The organism is Halomicrobium zhouii, from assembly GCF_900114435.1.
In the GTDB taxonomy this organism is placed as follows: domain Archaea; phylum Halobacteriota; class Halobacteria; order Halobacteriales; family Haloarculaceae; genus Halomicrobium; species Halomicrobium zhouii.
In genome coordinates, this window is record NZ_FOZK01000002.1 from 1168409 (window position 1) to 1187380 (window position 18972).

The following is an 18972-nucleotide window of genomic DNA, read 5'->3' on the forward strand; positions in this document are numbered from 1 at the left end:
TTTCCCATCCGGCGAAAAACACCCTCCAAGCAATGTCCGGACGCCGACGGCGCGAACTCGCCGATTCGTTTCGCCTCGTCACTGGTGACGAGCAGTGGTGCCTCCGCGACCTGCTGGTCGGCGTCGTCGCGGCCGCCGTCTGGATCGGCGGGACGGGTGCGCTCGCCATCCAGGTTGCCGACGTACTCGGCGTTCCACTCGGACTCGGGGTCGGTGAGAGCCCGTCGCCGCTCGCGGTCGGCCTCTTCGCCGTCCTCTGGCTCGCCGTCCCGGCCGTCGCCGTCACGGTCCGAATCCGGCGACGGACGCTGAACCTCCGCGGCAACGTCGAACAGTACTACCGCTTCGAACATCCGGCCGCGTTACTCGCGCCGCCAGCGCTCCTCGTCGTCGTGGCTGTCGTGGTCGGAATGGCCCTCGGCGGGTTCCCGTCGTCCGTCTCCCTGGTGTTGCTCCCCGTCGGCCTGTTCGCCCTGATACGGACGCTCGCCTTCAGCTACCGGGTGTACTCCTTCTCTCACCCGCTGGTCGTCCATCTCTTCGTCGCCGTCTCGACCACGGTGGCACTCGCCAGCGCGCTGGCGGCAGTCGGGATGGCGACGGGGCAGGGCCAGTTCACAGAGCGGGTACTCCGCGCGGCGGGACTGCCGTCGTGGGTCCTCGGGACCGTCTCGGTCGAGGGCGTCGTCGTGTCGGGCGTCGCCGTGGTGGCGGCGCTTCCGGTCGGCCTGGCGCTGGCGTACGTGCTGGTCCAGACGGTGGTCTCGCTGGCCGTGCGGCTGGTCGAACCCGACGTCGACCGGTCCTCGATGCGGACTGGCCAGCGGTATCCGCCGTTCCTGGACTCGACCACGCCAGTCGGTACCTCCGTCGATTCGTCGGATTCCTCAGCCGGGTCGACTGGCACGGACACCGACGCCTCGACTGCAGACCGGGGGCCGACCGAATCGGACGGAGACGGGACGGACTCGGAAGATTCGGTGGAATCCGACGACGAGGGGGAGGACCTCGACGACGTCAGTAACACGCGCGTGTTCACGCCGCCCGCCGACGACGGTGACGGCGGATTCGGGTCCAGTACGGCCGGCGAGACGCGCTCGGTTCCGGGGACCGACGACGAAGTGACGTCCTCGACTGGCGGTGGTTCTCGCTGTGACGCCTGTGGCGAGACCTTCTCGATGGAGACGGACGTCCGGTTCTGTCCCAACTGTGGAACCGCGCTGGACGGCGAGTGATCGACTGCGGGTTTCGCGACTCCCGGGCCGTCAGGCCAGTGGCCGGAACCACACGGCCGCGAGCAACAGGGCGAGAAAGACGTAGGACCCCCGGATGAGGAGCATCGTCGCGAGTTCGGCGTCGGCGTTCCGCGAGAGCACGGCCACGATGCCGAACGCGAGGGCTGCGAGCGCGGCGCTCGGCGGAATCGAACTCATCGTGACCGCCATCGCGAGCACGGCGACCATCCCCAGGAACATCAGACCGTAGGCCAGCCGCCGCGCCCGGGTCCGCCCGAGGACGACGGCGACGGTTCGCTTGTCGATGGAGCGATCGTACTCGACGTCGGTCGAGTCGTCGATGACCTTGATTCCCGAGAGGACGACCAGGAAGACGACGGCCAGTGCGACGACGACGGGCGCAAGCCCGGCCGTCTGGACGTAGAACCCGCCGAGTAGCGCGAAGGCGATGCCGGTCGGGTAACCGATGCTCGCGGTGACCGGATGCATGTCGAGCCGGGGGGCGTGGTGGTAGCCGATGAGCCACCCCGGGAGCGTGATCAGGGCGGCCCAGACGTCGACGAGCGCGAACAGGCCGAGCGTGCAGGCGAAGAACCCGACGGAGGTGCCGGCCAGCGCGAGGCGACAGCCCCGTTCCGAGAGCGGGTGGTCGTCGTCCTCCCCGCGGCCGTAGAAGTCGACGTAGCCGTCTTTCACGTGGGCGGTGTAGAGGCCGAAGAAGACGGCGGCGAGGTGGACGCCGGCGAGCGGGAGGGAGAACTGGTCGGCCAGCAGTCCGCCGAACAGCGACGCCGAGAGCGGCGGGAGCATGAAGACGGGGTGGACCTGCGAGGCGAGCGCCCGAACGGCGGCCGCGACGCCGGATCCGTGCCGCGCGATTGCCATGTGCGGTCAAAGGGGCGCTCGTGTTAAAAATCCAATCAGAATATGGGGTGGTCGGCCCGCTCCCCTACCGCCAGTTCCCCCGGTCGAGGACGAATCCGGAGACGTGGGAGGCCAAGTCGCGGGCGTCGCGTTCGGTCGGCGCGTGGAGTTCGCCGGAGACTGACCCGGCCTCGCCGCCGACGCCTTCCGTCTCCGAGACCGGGTCAGTCCCGGTGGGGTAGGGCCGTCGCGAGCGGACGCGGTCGCGCAACGCCTGGAGCGCGGCCTGGGTCAGTTCGGCGTCGAGGTGCTGGAGGTCGTAGTGGACGACGTAGCCGCGCGCGGCGTCGCGGACGGCGAGCACTGGCTGGCCGCGGTCGGCACAGCGCTCCCAGAGAGCCCGCTGTTCGTCGACCGTCTCGTAGACGGGGACGTTCGAGGACGCCAGGTATTCCATCGGTGGGACTGTACGGTCTGGAACACTATTGGCCTGTCGTCGGGCCCGGTGACAGTTCGCCGGACGGCGTCGCGATCGCGGGACAGAAACTCGATACCGGATCGGTCACGTGCCGGGTGTCCTCGCGGACGGACCGCCTGAGCGGTGGTCAGTGTCGGACCGATTGAGCGGTGGTCAGTGTCGGACCGCCTGTGCGGCGTCGTCCATAATCTCGAGTGCCTCTTTCAGCGTCTCGACGTCGACGGCGTAGGAGATGCGCGCGTACCCCGCGCCGTGCTCGCCGAAGGCCTCGCCCGGGACGATGACGACGCCGCGGTCGATCACTTCGTCGACGAACCCTTCGGGGACCTTCGGCATCGCGTAGAAGGCGCCCTGGGGTGTGGGACAGTCGAGGCCGGCGTCGGCGAGGCCGTCGACGAGGACGTCGCGACGCTCCTCGAAGGCGGCGCTCATCTCCGCGACGGCGTCCTGGGGCCCGTTCAGCGCCGCTTCGGCGGCGTACTGCGAGGGCGCGGCGGCGCAGGCCTGGGCGTACTGGTGGACGCGCAGCATGCGCTCGACGCGCTCGTTCGACCCCGTCACCCAGCCGAGTCGCCACCCGGTCATCGAGTAGCTCTTCGAGCAGCCGTTGACGACGACGACGTTGCCGGTGTCGTCGAACTCCGCGGGCGAGCGGTGTTCACCGTCGAAGACGATGTGTTCGTACATCTCGTCGGAGATGCACAGCACGTCGTGGTCGCTGGCGATGCGGGCGAACTCTCGCATGTCCTCGGGCGACTGGACCGCGCCGGTCGGATTGGCGGGGCTGTTGACGACGAACGCCGCGGTGTCGTCGGTGATGGCGTCCTCCACCGTCGCGGGATCCATCGTCAGGTCCTCGCGTAGCGGGACGGGCCTCGGCGTCCCGCCGGCGAGTTTCGTCAGCGCGTCGTAGGAGACGAATCCCGGGTCGGGGAAGACGACCTCCTCGCCCGCGTCGACGTGGGCCTCGATGGCGACGTGGAGCGCCTCGCTCCCGCCAGCGGTCGCGATGATATCCCCGGGGTCGACGTCGAGGTCGTTGTCCCGCGCGTGCTTGTCCGCGATGGCCTCCCGCAGCGACTCGGTCCCCTTGTTCGACGTGTACGCGTCCACGTCGCCGGCCCGGATGGCGTCGATGGCGCCCTCCCTGGCGTGCTCGGGCGTCGGGAAGTCGGGCTGGCCGAGGCCGAGGTTGATGGCGTCCTCGCCGGCCGCTTCGAACACCTCGCGGATGCCGCTGATCGATATCGCCTCCACGCGCGCGGAGAAGTCGGTCATACTCTACGGGGTGTCGCGCTCGCCGATAACTGTTGGTGGTCCGCCGCGGTCGAAAAAACGAAGAAATCGACGTGGTTCGGCTGGTCCGACCGCTCCGTCAGTAGTTCCGTCGCCTGAAGGCCAGGACCGATGCGCCGGCGAACGCGAACGTCCCGGCTATCAGTCCGCCTGGTGCCGATCCGGGGACTATTCCACTACCGGCCGGGTTGCTCATCGACGCGGCGCCTGTTCCCTCACAGGACTCGACGTCCCCGCTGTCCGGGAGGTCTCCGGGGTCGCCGGGGAACGTGCAGGTCTCCCCGCCCGCTCCGACCACGGCGCCGGTGACGTCGTAGATCGTCGACGTCCACTGGGCCTCGACCGGCTCGTTCGGCTCCTTAAATGCCTCAGCTGTCATCGTCGTTCCCGCTTCGTCGCCTTCGGCAGTGAACGAACTACCGGTCCACTCCCACCTGACGAACGGTTCGCCCTCCGGACAGTCATCGGCTCCTGCTCCGCCTATCGTGGGTGCTCCCTCGTCAGTTGTGCAGAGCAGAACGTAGCTGATCGCCGCACGCTGATCTTCCGTCTCGGTATCGGTCTCAGTGTCCGTTTCCGTGTCGGTCTCAGTGTCCGTCTCGGTATCGGTCTCCGTGTCAGTCTCAGTGTCTGTCTCGGTGTCAGTCTCCGTGTCGGTCTCAGTGTCTGTTTCCGTGTCAGTCTCAGTGTCCGTCTCGGTGTCAGTCTCCGTGTCGGTCTCAGTGTCCGTCTCCGTGTCGGTCTCAGTGTCCGTTTCCGTGTCAGTCTCAGTGTCGGTCTCGGTATCGGTCTCCGTGTCGGTCTCAGTGTCCGTTTCCGTGTCGGTCTCAGTGTCCGTTTCCGTGTCGGTCTCAGTGTCGGTCTCGGTATCGGTTTCCGTGTCGGTCTCAGTGTCCGTTTCCGTGTCCGTCTCGGTGTCTGTCTCGGTGTCCGTCTCGGTATCGGTCTCAGTGTCCGTTTCCGTGTCCGTCTCGGTGTCCGTTTCCGTGTCGGTCTCAGTGTCAGTCTCGGTCTCAGTGTCTGTCTCCGTGTCCGTCTCGGTGTCAGTCTCGGTCTCAGTGTCTGTCTCCGTGTCCGTCTCGGTATCGGTCTCGGTGTCTGTCTCGGTGTCCGTTTCCGTGTCAGTCTCGGTGTCGGTCTTTGTTTCCGTCTCGGTGTCTGTCTCGGTGTCTGTCTCCGTGTCCGTCTCGGTGTCCGTTTCCGTGTCAGTCTCGGTGTCAGTCTTTGTTTCCGTCTCGGTGTCGGTCTCAGTGTCCGTTTCTGTGTCGGTCGGCCGATCGGTCTTCGTTTCGGTGTCGGTGTCCGTTTCCGCGTCAGTCGGCTTCTCTGTCTCGTTATCCGTCGTCACGTCGCCGCAGTCGCTGTTCAGGAGGTACGCGGCGCCGGCGTCGGTCTCTCCGTCGTTGTCGTTGTCCGGCGCGCCGACGAGGATAGCCTGTCCGCCGTCGTCGGTCACGTTGCCGGCGCCGGAGACGGCGTGGCCGGCGCGGTCGGTGGCGGCCTCGCCGTAGAACGTGGCGGCGGCGTCACCGAGCGACTGGAACGCCGGGGGCGACTGGGCTCCGGCGACTACGTAGGCGGCACCGGAGTCGTTTCCGTTCTCGTCGTGGCCGGGTGCGCCGACGAGCAGGTCGTCGATTCCGTCACAGGTGACGTCGGCCGGGCCGGCGTCGGAGACGGACCAGCCCGCCAGGTCGCCCTCACGGTCGCCGGTCAGCGTTCGGTCGGCATCGGCCAGGGAGCGCACTCCCTCGGCGTCGGCGCCGCCGTAGACGACGTAGGCCGCGCCGGTCGCGTCGACGGCGTCGGCGTCGTGGTACGGTGCGCCGACGACGACGTCCGCGACGCCGTCGTCGTTCACGTCACCGGCGCCCGAGACGGACCACCCGGCACGGTCGCGGTCCGAGGCGCCGGTGAGGATCAGGTCGGCCGATCCGAGGTCGACTGTCCCCGAGACGTCGGTGGAGACGACGTAGGCGCCGCCGGCGCTCGCCGTCTCGTTCGTCTCGCCGGACCAGTTCATCGCGCCCACGACGACGTCGGCCGTGCCGTCGTCGTCGACGTCACCGGCACCGGAGACGGACCAGCCCGCCTGGTGGCCGGCCGACTCGCCTTCCATCGTCGCCGCGGCTGCGTCGTCGAGCGCAGCGGTTCCGTTGGCGTCCGCGCCGGGGACCAGGTACGCGGCGCCCGCCTCGTCGTTCGCGTAGGGCGCTCCGACCAGGACCGCGTCGTCACCGTCTGCGTCGGTCGCGTTCGACACCGACCAGCCCGCGCGGGCGTCCGCGTCGGTGCCTTCCAGGGTAGCGTTCGCGTCGGCGAGGCTCATGTTCGCGGGGAGCGAGTCGCCGCCGTGGACGACGTAGGCCGCGCCGGTGTTCGACCCGGTCGAGTCGTGGTTCGGCGCACCGACGACGACGTCGTCGTAGCCGTCGTCGTTCACGTCACCCGCGTGCGAGACGGACCAGCCGGCCATGTCGTCGGCCGAGGCGCCGACGAGTTTGACGTCGGCGTCTTCCAGGTCGACCTCGCTCGCGTTCACGGGCCCGTAGACGATGTAGGCCGCGCCGGCGTCCTCGCCGCCGGTGTCGTTGTGCGGCGCGCCGATGATCAGGTCGTCGACGCCGTCGCCGTTGACGTCACCGGCGCTGGCGACCGATCGCCCCGCGGTATCGTTCATACCTTCACCGTGGAACTCCGTGTCCGCGTCCGAGAGGTTGGTCTCGCCGGAGAGCCCGTCCGGTTCGGCTTGCTGTGCGACCTGTGACTGACCACCGGTCGTGACGGCGCCGGCGGTAATCACCATCGTGCTCGCGACCACGAGGAATGTGATCGCGACGACTGTCCCATTCGACAACGCTGTCGTAGAGATTCGCTTTGGAAGCATTCCTTCGACGGTACCCGACCAGTCACCTTTGTTATAAATAGAGAAACGAGAGTAAGGGATATTACCGGTCGAAGCCGGGCGAGTAACTCGCGACGATCCGACCGACAACGTCCGCTTACAGGAGTACTGACGAGCGCGTCAGAACCGTTCTGTACCGAGTCGAAAAACACAACCTGATTCTGTCACATCCGTCGCGAGGCGGAGGGACGTTCGCCTCCGCCGTCGCTACGGTAGACTGATAGGACCAGGCGCGACCGAGTTAAGCCGACGCACTCCCCGGATAACGGTGGCTTTCGAAGCCCAGAGTAGACCGCTCGGATCCCGACGCCGCGAATCGCGCCCCTCCCTCCGCCGGCTGCGACGCTTCCGCACTGGTCGAGAGAAGCGAAGCGAGTATTACTCCTCGACTGCGTCACGGAGATCGTCGATGTGCGTTTCGAGGCGGCGGAGCGTCGCGTCCGCGTCGGTGTACCCGTTGTCGTACTCGCTGTAACAGTCGTCGGCGCTGGCCAGGAACTCCCGAACGGTCGCTTCGATGTCGTCCATACGTCGCGTTCGTCGCGCGACGGTTGAAACCTGGCGATTCCAGTCGGGGGGCTTCGGTGAGGACGCCGAGCGCACGAAACTGCGTGGCGTCAGGTTGATAGCCGGGCGGCACTGACCCGCCGCCCATGGAACTGGCCTACCGGGACCGGGCGCTCGTCCTCGACGACGTCCTCGTGCTCGCGGACCTCCACGTGGGGAAGGGGGAGACGGCGAACCTGGAGGTTCCGGTCGGCGACAGCGCGGACATGACCGGGCGCTTCGAGGCGCTCGTGAGCGAAGGCGACGTCTCGGCCGTCGTCGTCGCCGGCGACTTCCTCCACTCGTTCGGCACGATTCCCCGGACCGTCGAGGAGACGGTCCGGGAGGTCTTTCGCATCGGCGATGCGTACGACGTCGAGATCACCGTCACGCCGGGGAACCACGACCCGATGATCGAGTCGCTCTGGGACGGCGGGATTCGGGACGAGTACCGCGTCGGTGACACGGTGGTTCTCCACGGCCACGAGACGCCAGACGCCGACGCCGACCGGTACGTCGTCGGCCACGACCACCCGACCATCGTCATCGAGGGACAGCGCCGACCGTGTTACCTCTACGGCGAGGACGCCTATCGCGGTGCCGACGTCCTGATGCTCCCCTCGTTCAACCGCCTCGTCCGCGGCGTCAGGGTCAACGGGATGTACGCCGGTGACTTCATGTCACCCCTCGTCCGGAGCGCCGAGGCGTTCAGGCCAATCGTTCGCGACGAGGACGCCGGCGAGACCCTGGAGTTCCCGCCGCTGGGGGAGTTCCGACGGATGCTGTAGGTCGCGCCGGATGCTGTAGGGATGCGGCCTGCAGGAATCTGGATCGATCCCGGAAGCTATTTTGGCCGCGGCGGCCCTCGCTCGCACATGGCTACGACGCAAGTGGCGCTCGCGCTCATCGGAACGACGCTCTTCGGACTCACGCTCCTCTGCTGGGGAACGCTGTACTACGTCCCACGGATCCTGAACGGCGAAGATCACGCGGAGAACGCACACGCCGACGCCGGCCGGCCGAGCTGAGCCCGGCGTCGTCACCGCTTCGTCACCGCTCCGGTACCGCCCCGGAATCGCTCCGTCACCGCTCCAGTTCTTCGACGGCAGCCTCGGCAGCCACCCGTCCGCTCTCCAGCGCTCCCTGAATCGACGACCACCTGGTGTAGTCGCCGGCGAGGAACACCGGCCCGTCCGGGTCGTCGACGGTGGGCAGGCCGGCGCGGAACCCCGGGGGCTGGGCGAACTGGGCGAACGGGACGCGGTCGGTCGCGACCAGCTCCAGGTCCGCGAGGTTGGCCTCGGGGTACCACGACGCCATCGTCTCTCTGACCGACTCGAACAGCGTCTCGTCGCTCTCCTCGCGGTCTCCGAGGAACGTCGCGCTGTACAGCGTCGCGTCGCTCGGCGCGTACTCGGGCGCAACGGCCGACATCGGGGCCACCTGATTCGGGCCGGACTCCCCGGCGTTGAGAATCAGGCGCTTGCCCGTCGGGAGGCCGGTCCGGGACTGGCGCGCGACGGAGAGTGTGACGCAGCTCCGGGCCTCGGTCGGAATCGACCCGAGACCGGTGAGATCACGTGCAGCTGGCGGGTCCGCCGCCACGACGACGGCGTCGGCGACGACGGTCTCCCCGTCGACCGTGAGGACGGCCTCCGTCGAACTGGGATCGACCGACGACACCGCGGTCCCCGTCTCTATGGTCGCCCCTGCCATCTCCGCGCGCTTGGCTAGCTGGTCGGGAATCGCGCCCATGCCCGCGGCCGGCACGCCGATGCGCCCCTCCGAGAGCATCTTGAACGTGTACTCGAACACCATGCTGTCGGTCTCCAGGTCCCGGTCCAGCGTGATACCGCCGTAGAACGGCGCCGCGAAGTTCTCGACGAACTGCTTCGAGAACCCCACCCTTTCGAGGTACGCCCGGGTGCTCGTCCCGCCGCGGTCCAGGATAGCCTCGGGCGACCGACCGGCGAGTTCGCGCTGGAGCGTGAACAGCCGGAGCTTGTCGCCGAACGTGACGTCCCCGTTGAACAGCGTCTGCAGCGCGTTCGTCGGCGCGCGTCGCGGGTCGACGAGCACCGACCGCTCCCCGGGCCGGGCGATGGTCGCGCCCGGCGTGAAGTATCGCAGGTCGAGCGCGTCCAGATCCAGCTCCCGCTGGACGGCGGGATAGGCCGAGAACAGCACCTGGAACCCGCGGTCGTGCGTGTAGCCGTCCACCCGGTGGGACCGGACCCGGCCGCCGACCCGCGACTCTCGTTCGAACACCGTCACGTCCGCGCCCGACTCGGCGAGCCGGCGGGCCGCGACGAGTCCCGCGAGTCCGCCACCGACCACGACGACGTCGCTCATACCGGTCGGTTCGACCGTCTCCCGGAAAACCACACCGCCCCACTGGTCCGGTGTGGGGCGATGCGACGGGCGCGGCCAGCGCCCCGTCCGGCCGACATCGCACAGCACAAGGCACACGGCCGTGGACTCCCTGCATGGACGACCCAGCTGATCACTCGCTCCACTGCCTCGACTGTGGCGCCACGTTCGATCCGTCCGGGGCGGTCTACCGGTGCCCCGACTGCGACGGCCTGCTGGAGGTGGCCACGGACGACGAAGGACTCGGAGACGTCGACGCGGCGACGGTGCGGGGCCGCGACGACGACGGCCTCCACCGGTACGCCGAGTTCCTGCCGTTCACTCGCGACACCGCCGTCAGCATCGACGAGGGAGCGACCCCGAGCGTGTCGTGTCCCGACCTGGCCGACGATCTGGGCGTCGGAGCGCTACTGATCAAGGACGAAGGGCGGAATCCAACGGGCACAGTGGCCGACCGCGGCCTCTCGCTGGCCGTCACGGCCGCCGTTCGGCAGGGCGCCGCCGACGTCGCACTGCCGACGACCGGCAACGGCGGGCAGTCGGCCGCGGCATACGCCGGCCGCGCCGGCATCGACTCGCACTCGTTCGTCCCGACGCGCTGTCCGTTCGTCAACAAGGCGATGGTCAACGTCCACGGTGGCGACATGACGGTTGTCGAGGGACGCTACGCCGACGCGCTCGGCGCGTACGAGGACGCTGTGGCTGACGCCGAGGAGTGGACGCCCGTCGGCCCAGCGTCGCCGTATCGTCGGGCGGGCGCCAAGACCGTCTACTTCGAATTCGCCGAGGCGCTCGGCTGGGAAGCGCCCGACGCCGTCGTCGTGCCGGTCGGTCACGGGAACGTCATCGCGGGCATTCACGAAGCCGTCGACGACCTCGACGCAGCGGGTCTGGTCGAGGACGCCCCGCGCCTCTACGCCGTCCAGCCCGAGGGCTGTCCGCCGGTGTACGACCGCTGGGCCGAACAGGGGCAACTGGACTCGGTCGAGACGCCCGACACCATCGTCGGCCCCCTGGAGGTCGGCGACCCGGCCGCCGGGGCCCTGGCCGTCGACGCGGTCGACCGGACCGGCGGCCGGGCCGTGGTCGTCGACGACGACGCCATCCTGGAGGCCGGCGCCGACGCGGCGAGCGAGACCGGCGTCGAAGTCGGCGCGACCGGGGGCGTCGCCGTCGCCGGCGCCCGTGCGCTCGCGGCCGACGGCCACCTGGAGTCCGACGATACCGTCGCGCTCGTCAATCCGATCGCCGGGAGCAAGGAGGCCGACCTGCTGCGGAGCTACCTGATGAGCCAGGGGATGTAGGAACGTGATGGACCAGTGGAACGGCGCGTCACCGGGTCAGTCGGCGGCGTGTCGCTTGGCCGTCGTGTAGGCCTCGCGGACTCGTTTGAAGGCGTCCTCGTCGCCGCCGCGGTCGGGGTGGACCTCCTTGACGCGGCGTCGGTAGGCTCGCTTGACCTCTTCTAGCGTCGCGCCTGCTGGGAGGCCGAGTTCGCGGAACGCCGCCGTCGCGGGGTGGACCTGGTCCCGTTCGACCTGCGTCCCGAACTCGACTTCCGGCGTCTCGAAGGGCAGACGCGCGCCGAGCTGGACGCCGGGCATCTCGTGTTCGACGAGCACCGGCGTCGTCGGCGACCGCTCGATGCGGTAGAACGCGCGCGCGTCGAAGGTGATGGCGACGTCGCGTTCCGGCAGGTAGAAGGCGACGTGCTGACCCTCGACGAAGTGGTCCTCCGCGTAGGACTCGTCGATGGCCTGGAGGTACGCCCGTAGCTCGTCGCGGCGCCGTCCCTCCCCGTCGCCCCGGCCGTCGCTCGTCGCCGTCGGCGTCGGGTATAGCCGGTTCGCGACGAGGAAGAGGCCGGCGACGACGACGCTGCCGAGTACGCCCAGCAGCGTGCCGACGAGGAGCCACTCCGGAAACGGTCCCAGTTCCGCGAGCACGTGCCCGCCTTGGCGGCGAGCGATTAAGAAAGAATCGCCACGGCCTCGCTGGCCAACGGCCGGTTCCTAACCGATGTAGCGCAGGTCCTCGTCCGACGGCGTCGCGGGTCCCTGCTCCATCTCCTGAATCTTTCGGACGACTTCCTCCATCTCCTCGGCACGCTCCTCCAGCGAGGCGTAATCGACGTCGAAGCCGATCAGGTCCTGGAGTATCTCCAGGACGGCCTGGGCGCTCTTGGGGTCGACGAGGTAGCCCGACGTCTCGCCCATCAGGCAGGCCGCGGGGACGTCACGCCGTTCACTCAGACCGAGCAAGAGCCCGGAGACGCCGACGATGCCGCCGGCGGGCTCGTTGTCGCGGAACTCCACGCCGACGTCCTCGAGTTCGTCGGTCAACGACTCGACCGTGGCCGCCCCGAGGACGTCGTACTCCTCGATGAGTTCACCGGTGGGGACGCCCCCCAGCGCGTACACCGTCTCGACGCCGACCTCCTCGGCGACGTCGAGGAAGGCGTCGGTGAGGCCGTAGTGGCCCACGTTGTCCTGGGCCTGGTGGTCGCCCGAGAGCACGAGCACGTCCTGGCCCTCGTCGGGCGTGACCGCGTGGAACTCGGCGTTGGCCAGTTCGGCGTGTCCGTCCTCGACGCTGACCTGCGGCGGGAAGTGCTGGGAGTACACCCGCGCGAGGAGTTCGCTCTCGAGTTCCTCGAGGAGGTGCTCGGCGGCCAGTTTGCCGACGTGGCCGACGCCCGGGAGCCCCTCGACCAGTACCGGCGCGTCGAGATCGACGTCCGCGACCCACTCGATTTCGAACTCGTCCATGCGCCTAGTCGCGGCGTCGGCGCTTAAGAGACCGTCGATACTTGCCGTGTGGGTCCTCGGGGTTGAAGGGCGCAGGAGCGCTGTTGACGGCGTCTGCGCCGCATTCTGGACAGGCGTCCGCCAGCGTGTATACTGGACGGTCGTGGGCCGCGCGCCAGTCCGAGCAGACGTGGATGTCGGCGCGCATGGGTAGAAAGAACCGCTCGGTTACTCGTCTTCGACGTTACGCTCGCGGTGGAACCCGGTGGTCCCGCCGTGGCCGTCGACGACGGCACGGGCGCGGTCGGCGCTCTCTTCGAGCTGGGACTCGGCCTGCTTGTAGTCGGGGGCCTGCACGCGAATGCGGTACTCGGGCGAGCCGACGTAGGTCACTTCGAGGTCGACCTCCTCGGGCACCTCGCCGTTCCCCTCGGCGGCCTGCAGGGCCTCTTTGATGCACTCGACGCCGTCGCTCTCGGGACAGGTCAGGTCGACGTAGCCCGTGACCGTGACGTAGGGCACCGAGACGTTGTCCCGGGCGGTCTCGACGATGGCGTCGATCTCGTCCTCGTCGAGGTCCGTGTCCTCGAGGGCCTCGTGGCCGTGGATGGCGGCCTGCTCGAACCCGTCGTACAGCGAGCCGAACTCGGCCAGCAGCGCGTTGGCGATGGCGGAGTACTGCTCGTCGTCCATGTCCTCGCCGAAGGCCAGTTCCATCCAGTTGTCGGCCTTCTGGGCGTTCTTCCACTCCTGGATCTTCTCCTTGCGCTGGTGGTCGTTGACGTCCTTGATCGAGAGGTTGATCTGCCGCGAGGACTCGTTGACGTCGAGCACCTTCACGACGACGGTCTGACCCTCGCTGACGTGGTCGCGGACGTTCTTGATCCACCCGCTGGCGACCTCACTGATGTGGACGAAACCGCGCTTGTCCTCGTACTCGTCGAGGTCGACGTAGACGCCCCTGTCCTCGTTGACGTCGTCTACTTCGCCGACGGCGAGTTCGCCGGGTTCCGGCCAGCCACTGAACTTCATCGGTGTGCGACGGTTTCGAGGACCTCACCCTCGATGTCCGCCTCGCCGCCGGTGGGCCGCACGAGCGTGTGGCCACAGACGGCGCAGGCGACCTCGGAGGCAGCCTTGCTGAAGACGGTCTGTTCGTTCTCACAGTCCGGACACTCGACCTTGAGGAAGCTTCCTGGCATGATTTACTCCTGGAACGTCAGTCGGCCGGCGCGCCATCCCTCGCGGAGGTGGGCCTTGCCGCACTCGCTGCAGCGGTACTTCAGGTCCGTCTTCTTGGTGGGCTTGTCGCCACCGGGGACCTTCGAGAACTTGCCGTCGTTCCCGATGCCGGAGTTGCGCTTCTCCTGTCGGTCGATCCACTTCATCCCGGTCTGGCGGCCGGTACGGACCTTCTCGACCTCGTGTTCCTGGTGCTCGTTGCAGTGCGGACAGTACGTATTGAACCGGCGTGGCATCTCCATAGATATCTACCTTACGGCGAGTTTAGACACGGTTGCTTAAAACCCGTTTGGTTCGGGTCGGGCCCGGTACCCGGCGATTCGGCCGTTTCGTGGGTCCGTCTCACACGAACAGCTCGGCCAGCTGGAGCAACAGCCCCGGCAAGACGACGAGCGCGAGGCCGACGACTAGCAGCACTGCGGGGAGGACCAGCAGTCCGGCCTCGGTCAGCAGCCACAGGCCCAGGCCGGCCAGCACTACCAGGAGGCCCACGGCGCGGAGTGCCCAGACGAACGCTCCCTCGAACCCCGAGTCCGCCAGCAGTTCCGCGGCTTCGAGCGCTTCGTCCATGTTCGCCCCGACGTGACGCCCGCGCGACTGTTAAACCTGGTGGCGGGACGGTCCGTTCGCGCCGCGGACCAGTCCGCCGCTTCGCTCCCTTCGAAGTCACTAAGTAGAGCGTCCACAAACCCAGTCCCATGAAGAAGCTGATCATCCACGGGAACCCCGGCGTCAGGAAGGGCGGCGTCATCGAGTACGACGGGGAGGAGTGGAACGTGTTCGCCGTCAACGTCCAGGGCGAGTGGCACGGGCCCGAGGAACCACAGCTCTGGTGTACCATCGGCAAGGACGACGAGCACGAGACGTTCAAGTACCAGGACTACATCCCGATGCACCTGGAGACGGAGAACGTCGACGCCGAGGCAGTCGACGTGATCCGGCGGAAGGCAGAGGCCTGAGCGGCGCGCTGCCGCGTCATTTTCTATTCGGTTTCCCAGTGAGTCTCGACCCGGTAGAGCGTCACCTCGCCCCACGTCCGGTGGACGCTCACGCCGTCGACGTCGCCGACGGTGATCTCGCCGTAGTTGTTGCGCTCGGCGGGGCCGACGTAGACGTAGCGGACGTCGTACTCCGCGAGCAGTGCGGCCTGCTGATCCGGCTCGCCGGTGTAGATGGTCTCGACGTGGCCGAGTCGCTCGCGGTAGACCGTCTTGTTGCGGTACTGGGCCTCGTGGTGCCAGCCGAGCACGGTCGGGATGCCGGTCATGCTGGCGGGCGCGCTCGACCCTTCGCCGTCGGGGGGATACCAGCTGTATCCCGCTGGAGTGCCGGTGACGATCGTCGGTCGCCCCTCGACGTTCGAATCGAGCCACCGGATGGCCTGGGCCTCGTCGGGGTGGCTCTCGTTCATCCAGGCGCGCCCGTCCAGCGTGGGGCCGTCGCTCCCGGCGACGTCGTTGCCGGCGAAGTGCGAGGACAGCGCGAGGCCCGCGTACAGTGACGCCGAGACGATCAGGACCGCGGCGAAGACGCGGGCGGCGGCGGGCTTCCACGTCGGGACTGACTGGGACGGCCAGCCGTCGAGAAACCCGGCCAGCGCGACGCCGGCGGCGACGGCCCAGAGCACCCACACCTGCATGTAGGTCTTGAAGACGGTGTTCATCCGGCCGACGTTCTCGGCGACGAAGGCGAACTCGACGAGGGTGACCAGCCCGGCGCCCGCGACGATCAGGACCATCTCGAAGCCGACGGGGGAAGGCCCCAGTGCGCCGTTCCGTCCGACGCGGGCCTCGAGGGCCTCGGCGGCCTCGGTGGCCTCGCTGACCTGGCCGCCATCGGAACTCGTCGTCGGCGCTGCTCGCACCCCGTCGAGGTGGACGGCGCCGCGCCGGAGCACCCAGCCGCCCAGGATCAGCGGGAGGAACAGGCCGAGCGCGGCCAGGTCGACCGACGCGGCGAACGCGGCGACCCCGAATGCGACGAGGGCGACGATCTGGGCGGTGTCGCGGTCCGTCGCGTCCGCGGTCCGGGCGTAGAGGTACGGGACGAACGCCGCCAGGAAGACGCCGTGGACGAGGAGGAGTTCGACAAGCGACGAGCGGTCGGGGAGGAATGCCACCTCCCGGCCGCTGGCTGCGCCGAGCCAGAAGGGGAGCGACCAGAGGAGGCCGAGCGCGATCACGACGACGGCGGCCCCCAGTCCGAGCGCGAGGCGAGCCCCCTCGTCGCGAAGCCTGGTCTCGTCAGGCTGGCCGCCGGCACCAGCGGGGAGCAGGCTCCGGGGGTCGGCCGGAGCCAGAATGACTGTGAGCGCCACCAGGCCGCCGACCGACGGGAACGACCAGGTGTTGACGACGGCGATCAGCCCGGCCAGCGGCGGGAGACAGCCGAGGAGGAGCGCGCGCCGTCGACGGACCTCGGCCGCGGGCGTCTGGTAGTAGGCGAAACAGAGCGCCGCGGCGAGCAGGAGGAAGGACGTGCTCATCATGTGGGCGTGCAGGTCGCCGTTGAGCCACGAGAAGAAGGGGAACTCGTCGATGACGAAGGCGGCGCTGGGCTCGAAGCCGGCGAAGTCGGCGACGTCGTCCTCGATGACGCGGCTGGCGTCCCAGTAGCCGAACTCGGAGGGACCGCCGTCGGCCAGCCCCTCGACGGGGAGTCCGCTCGTCTCGGCGAGCCAGTTCGCGGGGCCGTCGGGCAGGAACCAGACGAGGAACTTCACGGGCGTCGAGAGGTTGCTCGCGATGCCGACGAAGAAGGCGCCGAACCCGCCCGCGGCGCGGCGGGAGATTCCCCGGTCGGCCGCGACGGAGCCCGCGAGCCCGTAGACTGCGGTGACGAGCGCGGCGTAGAACCCCGCCAGCGCGAGGTTGTAGGCGTAGTGGCCCGCGGTTCCGGTAATCTTCGTCAGGATGGCGGCGACGAGGTGGCCACCGTAGTAGTAGGCGACGGGCTCGCCGGCGAACCACATGTCCTCTGGGGGCAGGCTGTCGGCCCGGAGGAGCGACTTCAGCAGGCCGAAGTCGAGGAACTTCTCGCCGCCGATGGGGCGGATGCCCGGGTCGGCCGACCTGATGGCGACGAGGAAGAGGAACGCGACGGTGAACACCGCTGCGATCTCCAGGTAGAGCCCCCGGTCGACCGTCTCGCCGCGATAACCCGCGTAGGCCGCGAGGGCGACCAGGACGAGCACGCCGAGCCAGACGCCGGCGGTCAGCGACAGGCGGCCGACGAAGTAGGTGACCAGCCAGAGGACGGCGAGCGCCAGCGGCAACGCCACGCCCACGCCGCGGTCGGCGAAGCGGGGGAACAGCGCGGTTGCGAGCGTCGCGCCCGCGTAGAGGAGGGCCAGGTAGACCAGTAGCCACAGCGCGACGAGACCGAATTCCATTATCGGACACAGCGCAAGCCGGAACTATACGCTTTTTGAACGAACGTGCCCGTTCGACGCAACTGGGTCGGCCCCGGTCCAGCCACCCGGTTCGTGTGAGCGCGACGCATGTCGAACCGTTTTTACTCGCGCCCCGGGTGGACCAACGTAATGGCGCGGTCCGTCGGTATCGTGGTCCCCGCGTTCAGGCCCGACGTCGAACGCCTCCGCCGGTACGTGTACGCCCTCGACGAGGCACTGGACCCGGCCGCGATCCGCATCGAACTGGACGACCCGAAGGAAGCCGTCCCCGGGGAGCTTGCGGACCTGCCGGCGACGGTCAACGCCGTCCCGTATCGTCGCGGGAAGGGCGCGGCCGTCACCGCGGGTTTCGAGGCGCTGGAGACCGACGTCCTCGCTTTCGCCGACGCCGACGGGTCGACGCCCGCCGAGTGGTTCGCCGTTATCGTGGACCGCGTTCGCGACGGCGAGGCGGACCTGGCCGTCGGCTCGCGGCGCCACCCCGACGCGACGGTCCAGAGCCACCAGACGCTCGCCCGGCGATTCCTGGGCGACGGGTTCGCCTGGCTCGCCGGTCAGTTGCTCGACGAGGCGCTGTACGACTACCAGTGCGGCGCGAAGGCCATCGACGCCGCGGCCTGGGAGATGGTGCGCGAGCACCTCTACGACGCTGGTTTCGCCTGGGACGTCGAACTCGTCGCCATGACCGCCGCCCTCGACCTTCACATCGACGAGGTGCCCATCGAGTGGCAGGACCAGCCCGGGTCGACCGTCTCACCCGTCCGGACGTCGCTCCGGATGGCACGCGCGCTCGTGACCGCGCGCCATCGCGCGAAACAGGTCAGGAACAGTCGCCTCCACACTGCCATCGCCGCCAGACGCGAGGAGCCCACGGCCCTCGTGGAGAAAGATGAGTGACTCGACGCCGGCCGTCGGTGAACTCCTCTCTGGCGTTCGCTTCGGGAAGTTCGCCTCCGTCGGCGTCGTCGGCGCCATCAGCGACAACACCGTCCTGGCCGTCCTCACGCTGCTCGTGGGCGTTCAGGAGATGTGGTCGAAGGCCGCGGGCATCGAGACGGCCATCCTCGTGATGTTCCTGGTCAACGAGCACTGGACGTTCGCCGGTGCCGGCGAGGCCGGCCGTGGCCCGCTGCTCAAGCGCCTGGTGAAGTCCCACCTCGTCCGCTCCGGCGGCGTCGCCATCCAGCTCACCGTCTACTGGTTCCTGACCCAGCAGCTGGCCGTGGAACTGTGGGTTTTCGGCGTGGACCTGTGGTTCCTCGCCGCGAGCCCCATCGCCATCGGTATCGCCATGTTCGTCAACTACGTCTTCGAGAGCCTGTTCACCTGGCGAGTCCACGATACGTAACACCGCGGGAGGCGTTCCCGGACGGCAGTTGGATCACAACCCTTAATAAACCGACTCGGGTATGAATGTAGTAGCGGGATGGGATAGCCAGGAGATTCCGGCGGGCTCATAACCCGTAGATCGGTGGTTCAAATCCACCTCCCGCTATATTCTGTCGCGAACATATTCGTGAGCGACTGATATAGCACGTGGTGATTTGAACTCTGGAAGACGAGCGTCAGCGAGTCTTCCTCCGGTTCAAATCCACCTCCCGCTATTCTCGAAGCGACCAATGTGAACGAGGAGCGGAGTCGTTCGAAAGGCGCTCCGCGCCTTTCGTGATGACGAGAGAGCTTCGCTCTCTCGGATCACGACGAGTGAACCAGGTCGCTTCGGAATTGGTCACGGTGATTTGAACCCTGGCAGTCGCAGCGCCCGAACGGAGTGCGGGCGACCGTCTGCCTCCGGTTCGAATCCACCGCCACCCCGCTCGATGCTATCGCCGACCGACGTCGGGTCGCCGACTGCAAAGCCGAACGATTTTTAGTGG

General features: G+C 68.3%; 21 protein-coding genes and 1 tRNA gene. 8 read left to right on the top strand and 14 right to left on the bottom strand.

All coding sequences use genetic code 11. The annotated features are described in order from the left end of the window. Window positions 1–32 precede the first annotated feature (32 nt). Window positions 33–1235 (top strand): hypothetical protein, encoded by a 1203-nt coding sequence (locus BM337_RS12945; RefSeq protein WP_089817011.1) that lies wholly within the window; start codon window positions 33–35, stop codon window positions 1233–1235. Between the two features lie 30 nt (window positions 1236–1265). Here the strand turns inward: BM337_RS12945 and BM337_RS12950 are convergent, their stop codons facing one another. The 5 genes from BM337_RS12950 to BM337_RS21200 form a co-directional block, all read right to left on the bottom strand. Next, a complete protein-coding gene (locus BM337_RS12950; protein ID WP_089817012.1) occupies window positions 1266–2120 on the bottom strand; it encodes a UbiA family prenyltransferase in 855 nt (284 codons plus the stop codon). A gap of 64 nt (window positions 2121–2184) precedes the next feature. Further along, on the bottom strand, window positions 2185–2556 hold the full coding sequence (locus BM337_RS12955; RefSeq protein WP_089817013.1) for a hypothetical protein: 372 nt from the start codon (window positions 2554–2556) through the stop codon (window positions 2185–2187). A gap of 174 nt (window positions 2557–2730) precedes the next feature. Beyond that, window positions 2731–3855 (bottom strand): pyridoxal phosphate-dependent aminotransferase, encoded by a 1125-nt coding sequence (locus tag BM337_RS12960; RefSeq protein ID WP_089817014.1) that lies wholly within the window; start codon window positions 3853–3855, stop codon window positions 2731–2733. A gap of 97 nt (window positions 3856–3952) precedes the next feature. After that, the gene (locus tag BM337_RS12965) at window positions 3953–6679 is read right to left on the bottom strand and encodes an integrin alpha (RefSeq protein WP_177227473.1); all 2727 of its coding nucleotides are present in this window, start codon (window positions 6677–6679) and stop codon (window positions 3953–3955) included. A 477-nt stretch (window positions 6680–7156) separates the two neighbouring features. Continuing rightward, window positions 7157–7306: a hypothetical protein gene (locus BM337_RS21200; protein WP_177227475.1), complete on the bottom strand. Its 150-nt coding sequence runs from the start codon at window positions 7304–7306 to the stop codon at window positions 7157–7159. 125 nt (window positions 7307–7431) lie between these two features. Here BM337_RS21200 and BM337_RS12970 point away from each other — a divergent pair, with 125 nt between their 5' ends. Then, on the top strand, window positions 7432–8112 hold the full coding sequence (locus BM337_RS12970) for a metallophosphoesterase (RefSeq protein WP_089817016.1): 681 nt from the start codon (window positions 7432–7434) through the stop codon (window positions 8110–8112). A gap of 87 nt (window positions 8113–8199) precedes the next feature. Beyond that, window positions 8200–8352: a hypothetical protein gene (locus tag BM337_RS21205; protein WP_177227478.1), complete on the top strand. Its 153-nt coding sequence runs from the start codon at window positions 8200–8202 to the stop codon at window positions 8350–8352. 55 nt (window positions 8353–8407) lie between these two features. Here BM337_RS21205 and BM337_RS12975 read toward each other — a convergent pair whose 3' ends face one another. After that, window positions 8408–9676 (bottom strand): NAD(P)/FAD-dependent oxidoreductase, encoded by a 1269-nt coding sequence (locus tag BM337_RS12975; RefSeq protein WP_089817017.1) that lies wholly within the window; start codon window positions 9674–9676, stop codon window positions 8408–8410. Between the two features lie 134 nt (window positions 9677–9810). Between BM337_RS12975 and BM337_RS12980 the strand changes: the two genes are divergently transcribed. Beyond that, entirely contained in the window at window positions 9811–10998 is a 1188-nt protein-coding gene (locus BM337_RS12980) for a threonine synthase (RefSeq protein ID WP_089817018.1), read from the top strand. 36 nt (window positions 10999–11034) lie between these two features. Here the strand turns inward: BM337_RS12980 and BM337_RS12985 are convergent, their stop codons facing one another. From BM337_RS12985 to BM337_RS13015, 7 genes are all read right to left on the bottom strand, one after another. Next, the gene (locus tag BM337_RS12985; protein WP_089817019.1) at window positions 11035–11640 is read right to left on the bottom strand and encodes a J domain-containing protein; all 606 of its coding nucleotides are present in this window, start codon (window positions 11638–11640) and stop codon (window positions 11035–11037) included. A 66-nt stretch (window positions 11641–11706) separates the two neighbouring features. After that, window positions 11707–12462: a proteasome assembly chaperone family protein gene (locus BM337_RS12990; protein ID WP_089817020.1), complete on the bottom strand. Its 756-nt coding sequence runs from the start codon at window positions 12460–12462 to the stop codon at window positions 11707–11709. Window positions 12463–12466: 4 nt separating this feature from the next. Beyond that, the gene (locus tag BM337_RS12995; protein ID WP_089817021.1) at window positions 12467–12649 is read right to left on the bottom strand and encodes an RNA-protein complex protein Nop10; all 183 of its coding nucleotides are present in this window, start codon (window positions 12647–12649) and stop codon (window positions 12467–12469) included. 20 nt (window positions 12650–12669) lie between these two features. Continuing rightward, window positions 12670–13473: a translation initiation factor IF-2 subunit alpha gene (locus BM337_RS13000; protein ID WP_089817022.1), complete on the bottom strand. Its 804-nt coding sequence runs from the start codon at window positions 13471–13473 to the stop codon at window positions 12670–12672. Continuing rightward, window positions 13470–13643: a 30S ribosomal protein S27e gene (locus tag BM337_RS13005; protein ID WP_089817023.1), complete on the bottom strand. Its 174-nt coding sequence runs from the start codon at window positions 13641–13643 to the stop codon at window positions 13470–13472. Before BM337_RS13005 ends, BM337_RS13000 begins: the two co-directional genes overlap by 4 nt. A 3-nt stretch (window positions 13644–13646) precedes the next feature. Next, window positions 13647–13925, bottom strand: coding sequence for a 50S ribosomal protein L44e (locus tag BM337_RS13010; RefSeq protein ID WP_089817024.1), 279 nt, complete (start codon window positions 13923–13925; stop codon window positions 13647–13649). A gap of 100 nt (window positions 13926–14025) precedes the next feature. Next, window positions 14026–14253 carry a hypothetical protein gene (locus tag BM337_RS13015; protein WP_089817025.1) on the bottom strand — a complete coding sequence of 76 codons (228 nt, stop codon included), beginning with the start codon at window positions 14251–14253 and terminating at the stop codon, window positions 14026–14028. A gap of 128 nt (window positions 14254–14381) precedes the next feature. On the opposite strand from BM337_RS13015, the gene BM337_RS13020 reads away from it, so the two are divergent. Further along, window positions 14382–14642, top strand: a complete 261-nt coding sequence (locus BM337_RS13020) for an HAH_0734 family protein (protein ID WP_089817026.1) — start codon at window positions 14382–14384, stop codon at window positions 14640–14642. Window positions 14643–14665: 23 nt separating this feature from the next. Here the strand turns inward: BM337_RS13020 and BM337_RS13025 are convergent, their stop codons facing one another. Further along, window positions 14666–17074: a DUF2298 domain-containing protein gene (locus BM337_RS13025; RefSeq protein ID WP_089817027.1), complete on the bottom strand. Its 2409-nt coding sequence runs from the start codon at window positions 17072–17074 to the stop codon at window positions 14666–14668. Window positions 17075–17224: 150 nt separating this feature from the next. On the opposite strand from BM337_RS13025, the gene BM337_RS13030 reads away from it, so the two are divergent. From BM337_RS13030 to BM337_RS13040, 3 genes are all read left to right on the top strand, one after another. After that, window positions 17225–17992: a glycosyltransferase gene (locus BM337_RS13030; protein WP_089817028.1), complete on the top strand. Its 768-nt coding sequence runs from the start codon at window positions 17225–17227 to the stop codon at window positions 17990–17992. Then, window positions 17985–18443, top strand: coding sequence for a GtrA family protein (locus BM337_RS13035; RefSeq protein ID WP_089817029.1), 459 nt, complete (start codon window positions 17985–17987; stop codon window positions 18441–18443). Before BM337_RS13030 ends, BM337_RS13035 begins: the two co-directional genes overlap by 8 nt. Window positions 18444–18515: 72 nt before the next feature. Next, window positions 18516–18590, top strand: a tRNA-Met gene (locus tag BM337_RS13040). Window positions 18591–18972: the final 382 nt, after the last annotated feature.

Coding starts and splice junctions, on each gene's coding strand:
- BM337_RS12945 (WP_089817011.1), top strand. CDS start 33: ATGTCCGGACGCCGACGGCGCGAACTCGCCGATTCGTTTCGCCTCGTC.
- BM337_RS12950 (WP_089817012.1), bottom strand. CDS start 2,120: ATGGCAATCGCGCGGCACGGATCCGGCGTCGCGGCCGCCGTTCGGGCG.
- BM337_RS12955 (WP_089817013.1), bottom strand. CDS start 2,556: ATGGAATACCTGGCGTCCTCGAACGTCCCCGTCTACGAGACGGTCGAC.
- BM337_RS12960 (WP_089817014.1), bottom strand. CDS start 3,855: ATGACCGACTTCTCCGCGCGCGTGGAGGCGATATCGATCAGCGGCATC.
- BM337_RS12965 (WP_177227473.1), bottom strand. CDS start 6,679: ATGGTGATTACCGCCGGCGCCGTCACGACCGGTGGTCAGTCACAGGTC.
- BM337_RS21200 (WP_177227475.1), bottom strand. CDS start 7,306: ATGGACGACATCGAAGCGACCGTTCGGGAGTTCCTGGCCAGCGCCGAC.
- BM337_RS12970 (WP_089817016.1), top strand. CDS start 7,432: ATGGAACTGGCCTACCGGGACCGGGCGCTCGTCCTCGACGACGTCCTC.
- BM337_RS21205 (WP_177227478.1), top strand. CDS start 8,200: ATGGCTACGACGCAAGTGGCGCTCGCGCTCATCGGAACGACGCTCTTC.
- BM337_RS12975 (WP_089817017.1), bottom strand. CDS start 9,676: ATGAGCGACGTCGTCGTGGTCGGTGGCGGACTCGCGGGACTCGTCGCG.
- BM337_RS12980 (WP_089817018.1), top strand. CDS start 9,811: ATGGACGACCCAGCTGATCACTCGCTCCACTGCCTCGACTGTGGCGCC.
- BM337_RS12990 (WP_089817020.1), bottom strand. CDS start 12,462: ATGGACGAGTTCGAAATCGAGTGGGTCGCGGACGTCGATCTCGACGCG.
- BM337_RS12995 (WP_089817021.1), bottom strand. CDS start 12,649: ATGCGCGCCGACATCCACGTCTGCTCGGACTGGCGCGCGGCCCACGAC.
- BM337_RS13000 (WP_089817022.1), bottom strand. CDS start 13,473: ATGAAGTTCAGTGGCTGGCCGGAACCCGGCGAACTCGCCGTCGGCGAA.
- BM337_RS13005 (WP_089817023.1), bottom strand. CDS start 13,643: ATGCCAGGAAGCTTCCTCAAGGTCGAGTGTCCGGACTGTGAGAACGAA.
- BM337_RS13010 (WP_089817024.1), bottom strand. CDS start 13,925: ATGGAGATGCCACGCCGGTTCAATACGTACTGTCCGCACTGCAACGAG.
- BM337_RS13015 (WP_089817025.1), bottom strand. CDS start 14,253: ATGGACGAAGCGCTCGAAGCCGCGGAACTGCTGGCGGACTCGGGGTTC.
- BM337_RS13020 (WP_089817026.1), top strand. CDS start 14,382: ATGAAGAAGCTGATCATCCACGGGAACCCCGGCGTCAGGAAGGGCGGC.
- BM337_RS13025 (WP_089817027.1), bottom strand. CDS start 17,074: ATGGAATTCGGTCTCGTCGCGCTGTGGCTACTGGTCTACCTGGCCCTC.
- BM337_RS13030 (WP_089817028.1), top strand. CDS start 17,225: ATGGCGCGGTCCGTCGGTATCGTGGTCCCCGCGTTCAGGCCCGACGTC.
- BM337_RS13035 (WP_089817029.1), top strand. CDS start 17,985: ATGAGTGACTCGACGCCGGCCGTCGGTGAACTCCTCTCTGGCGTTCGC.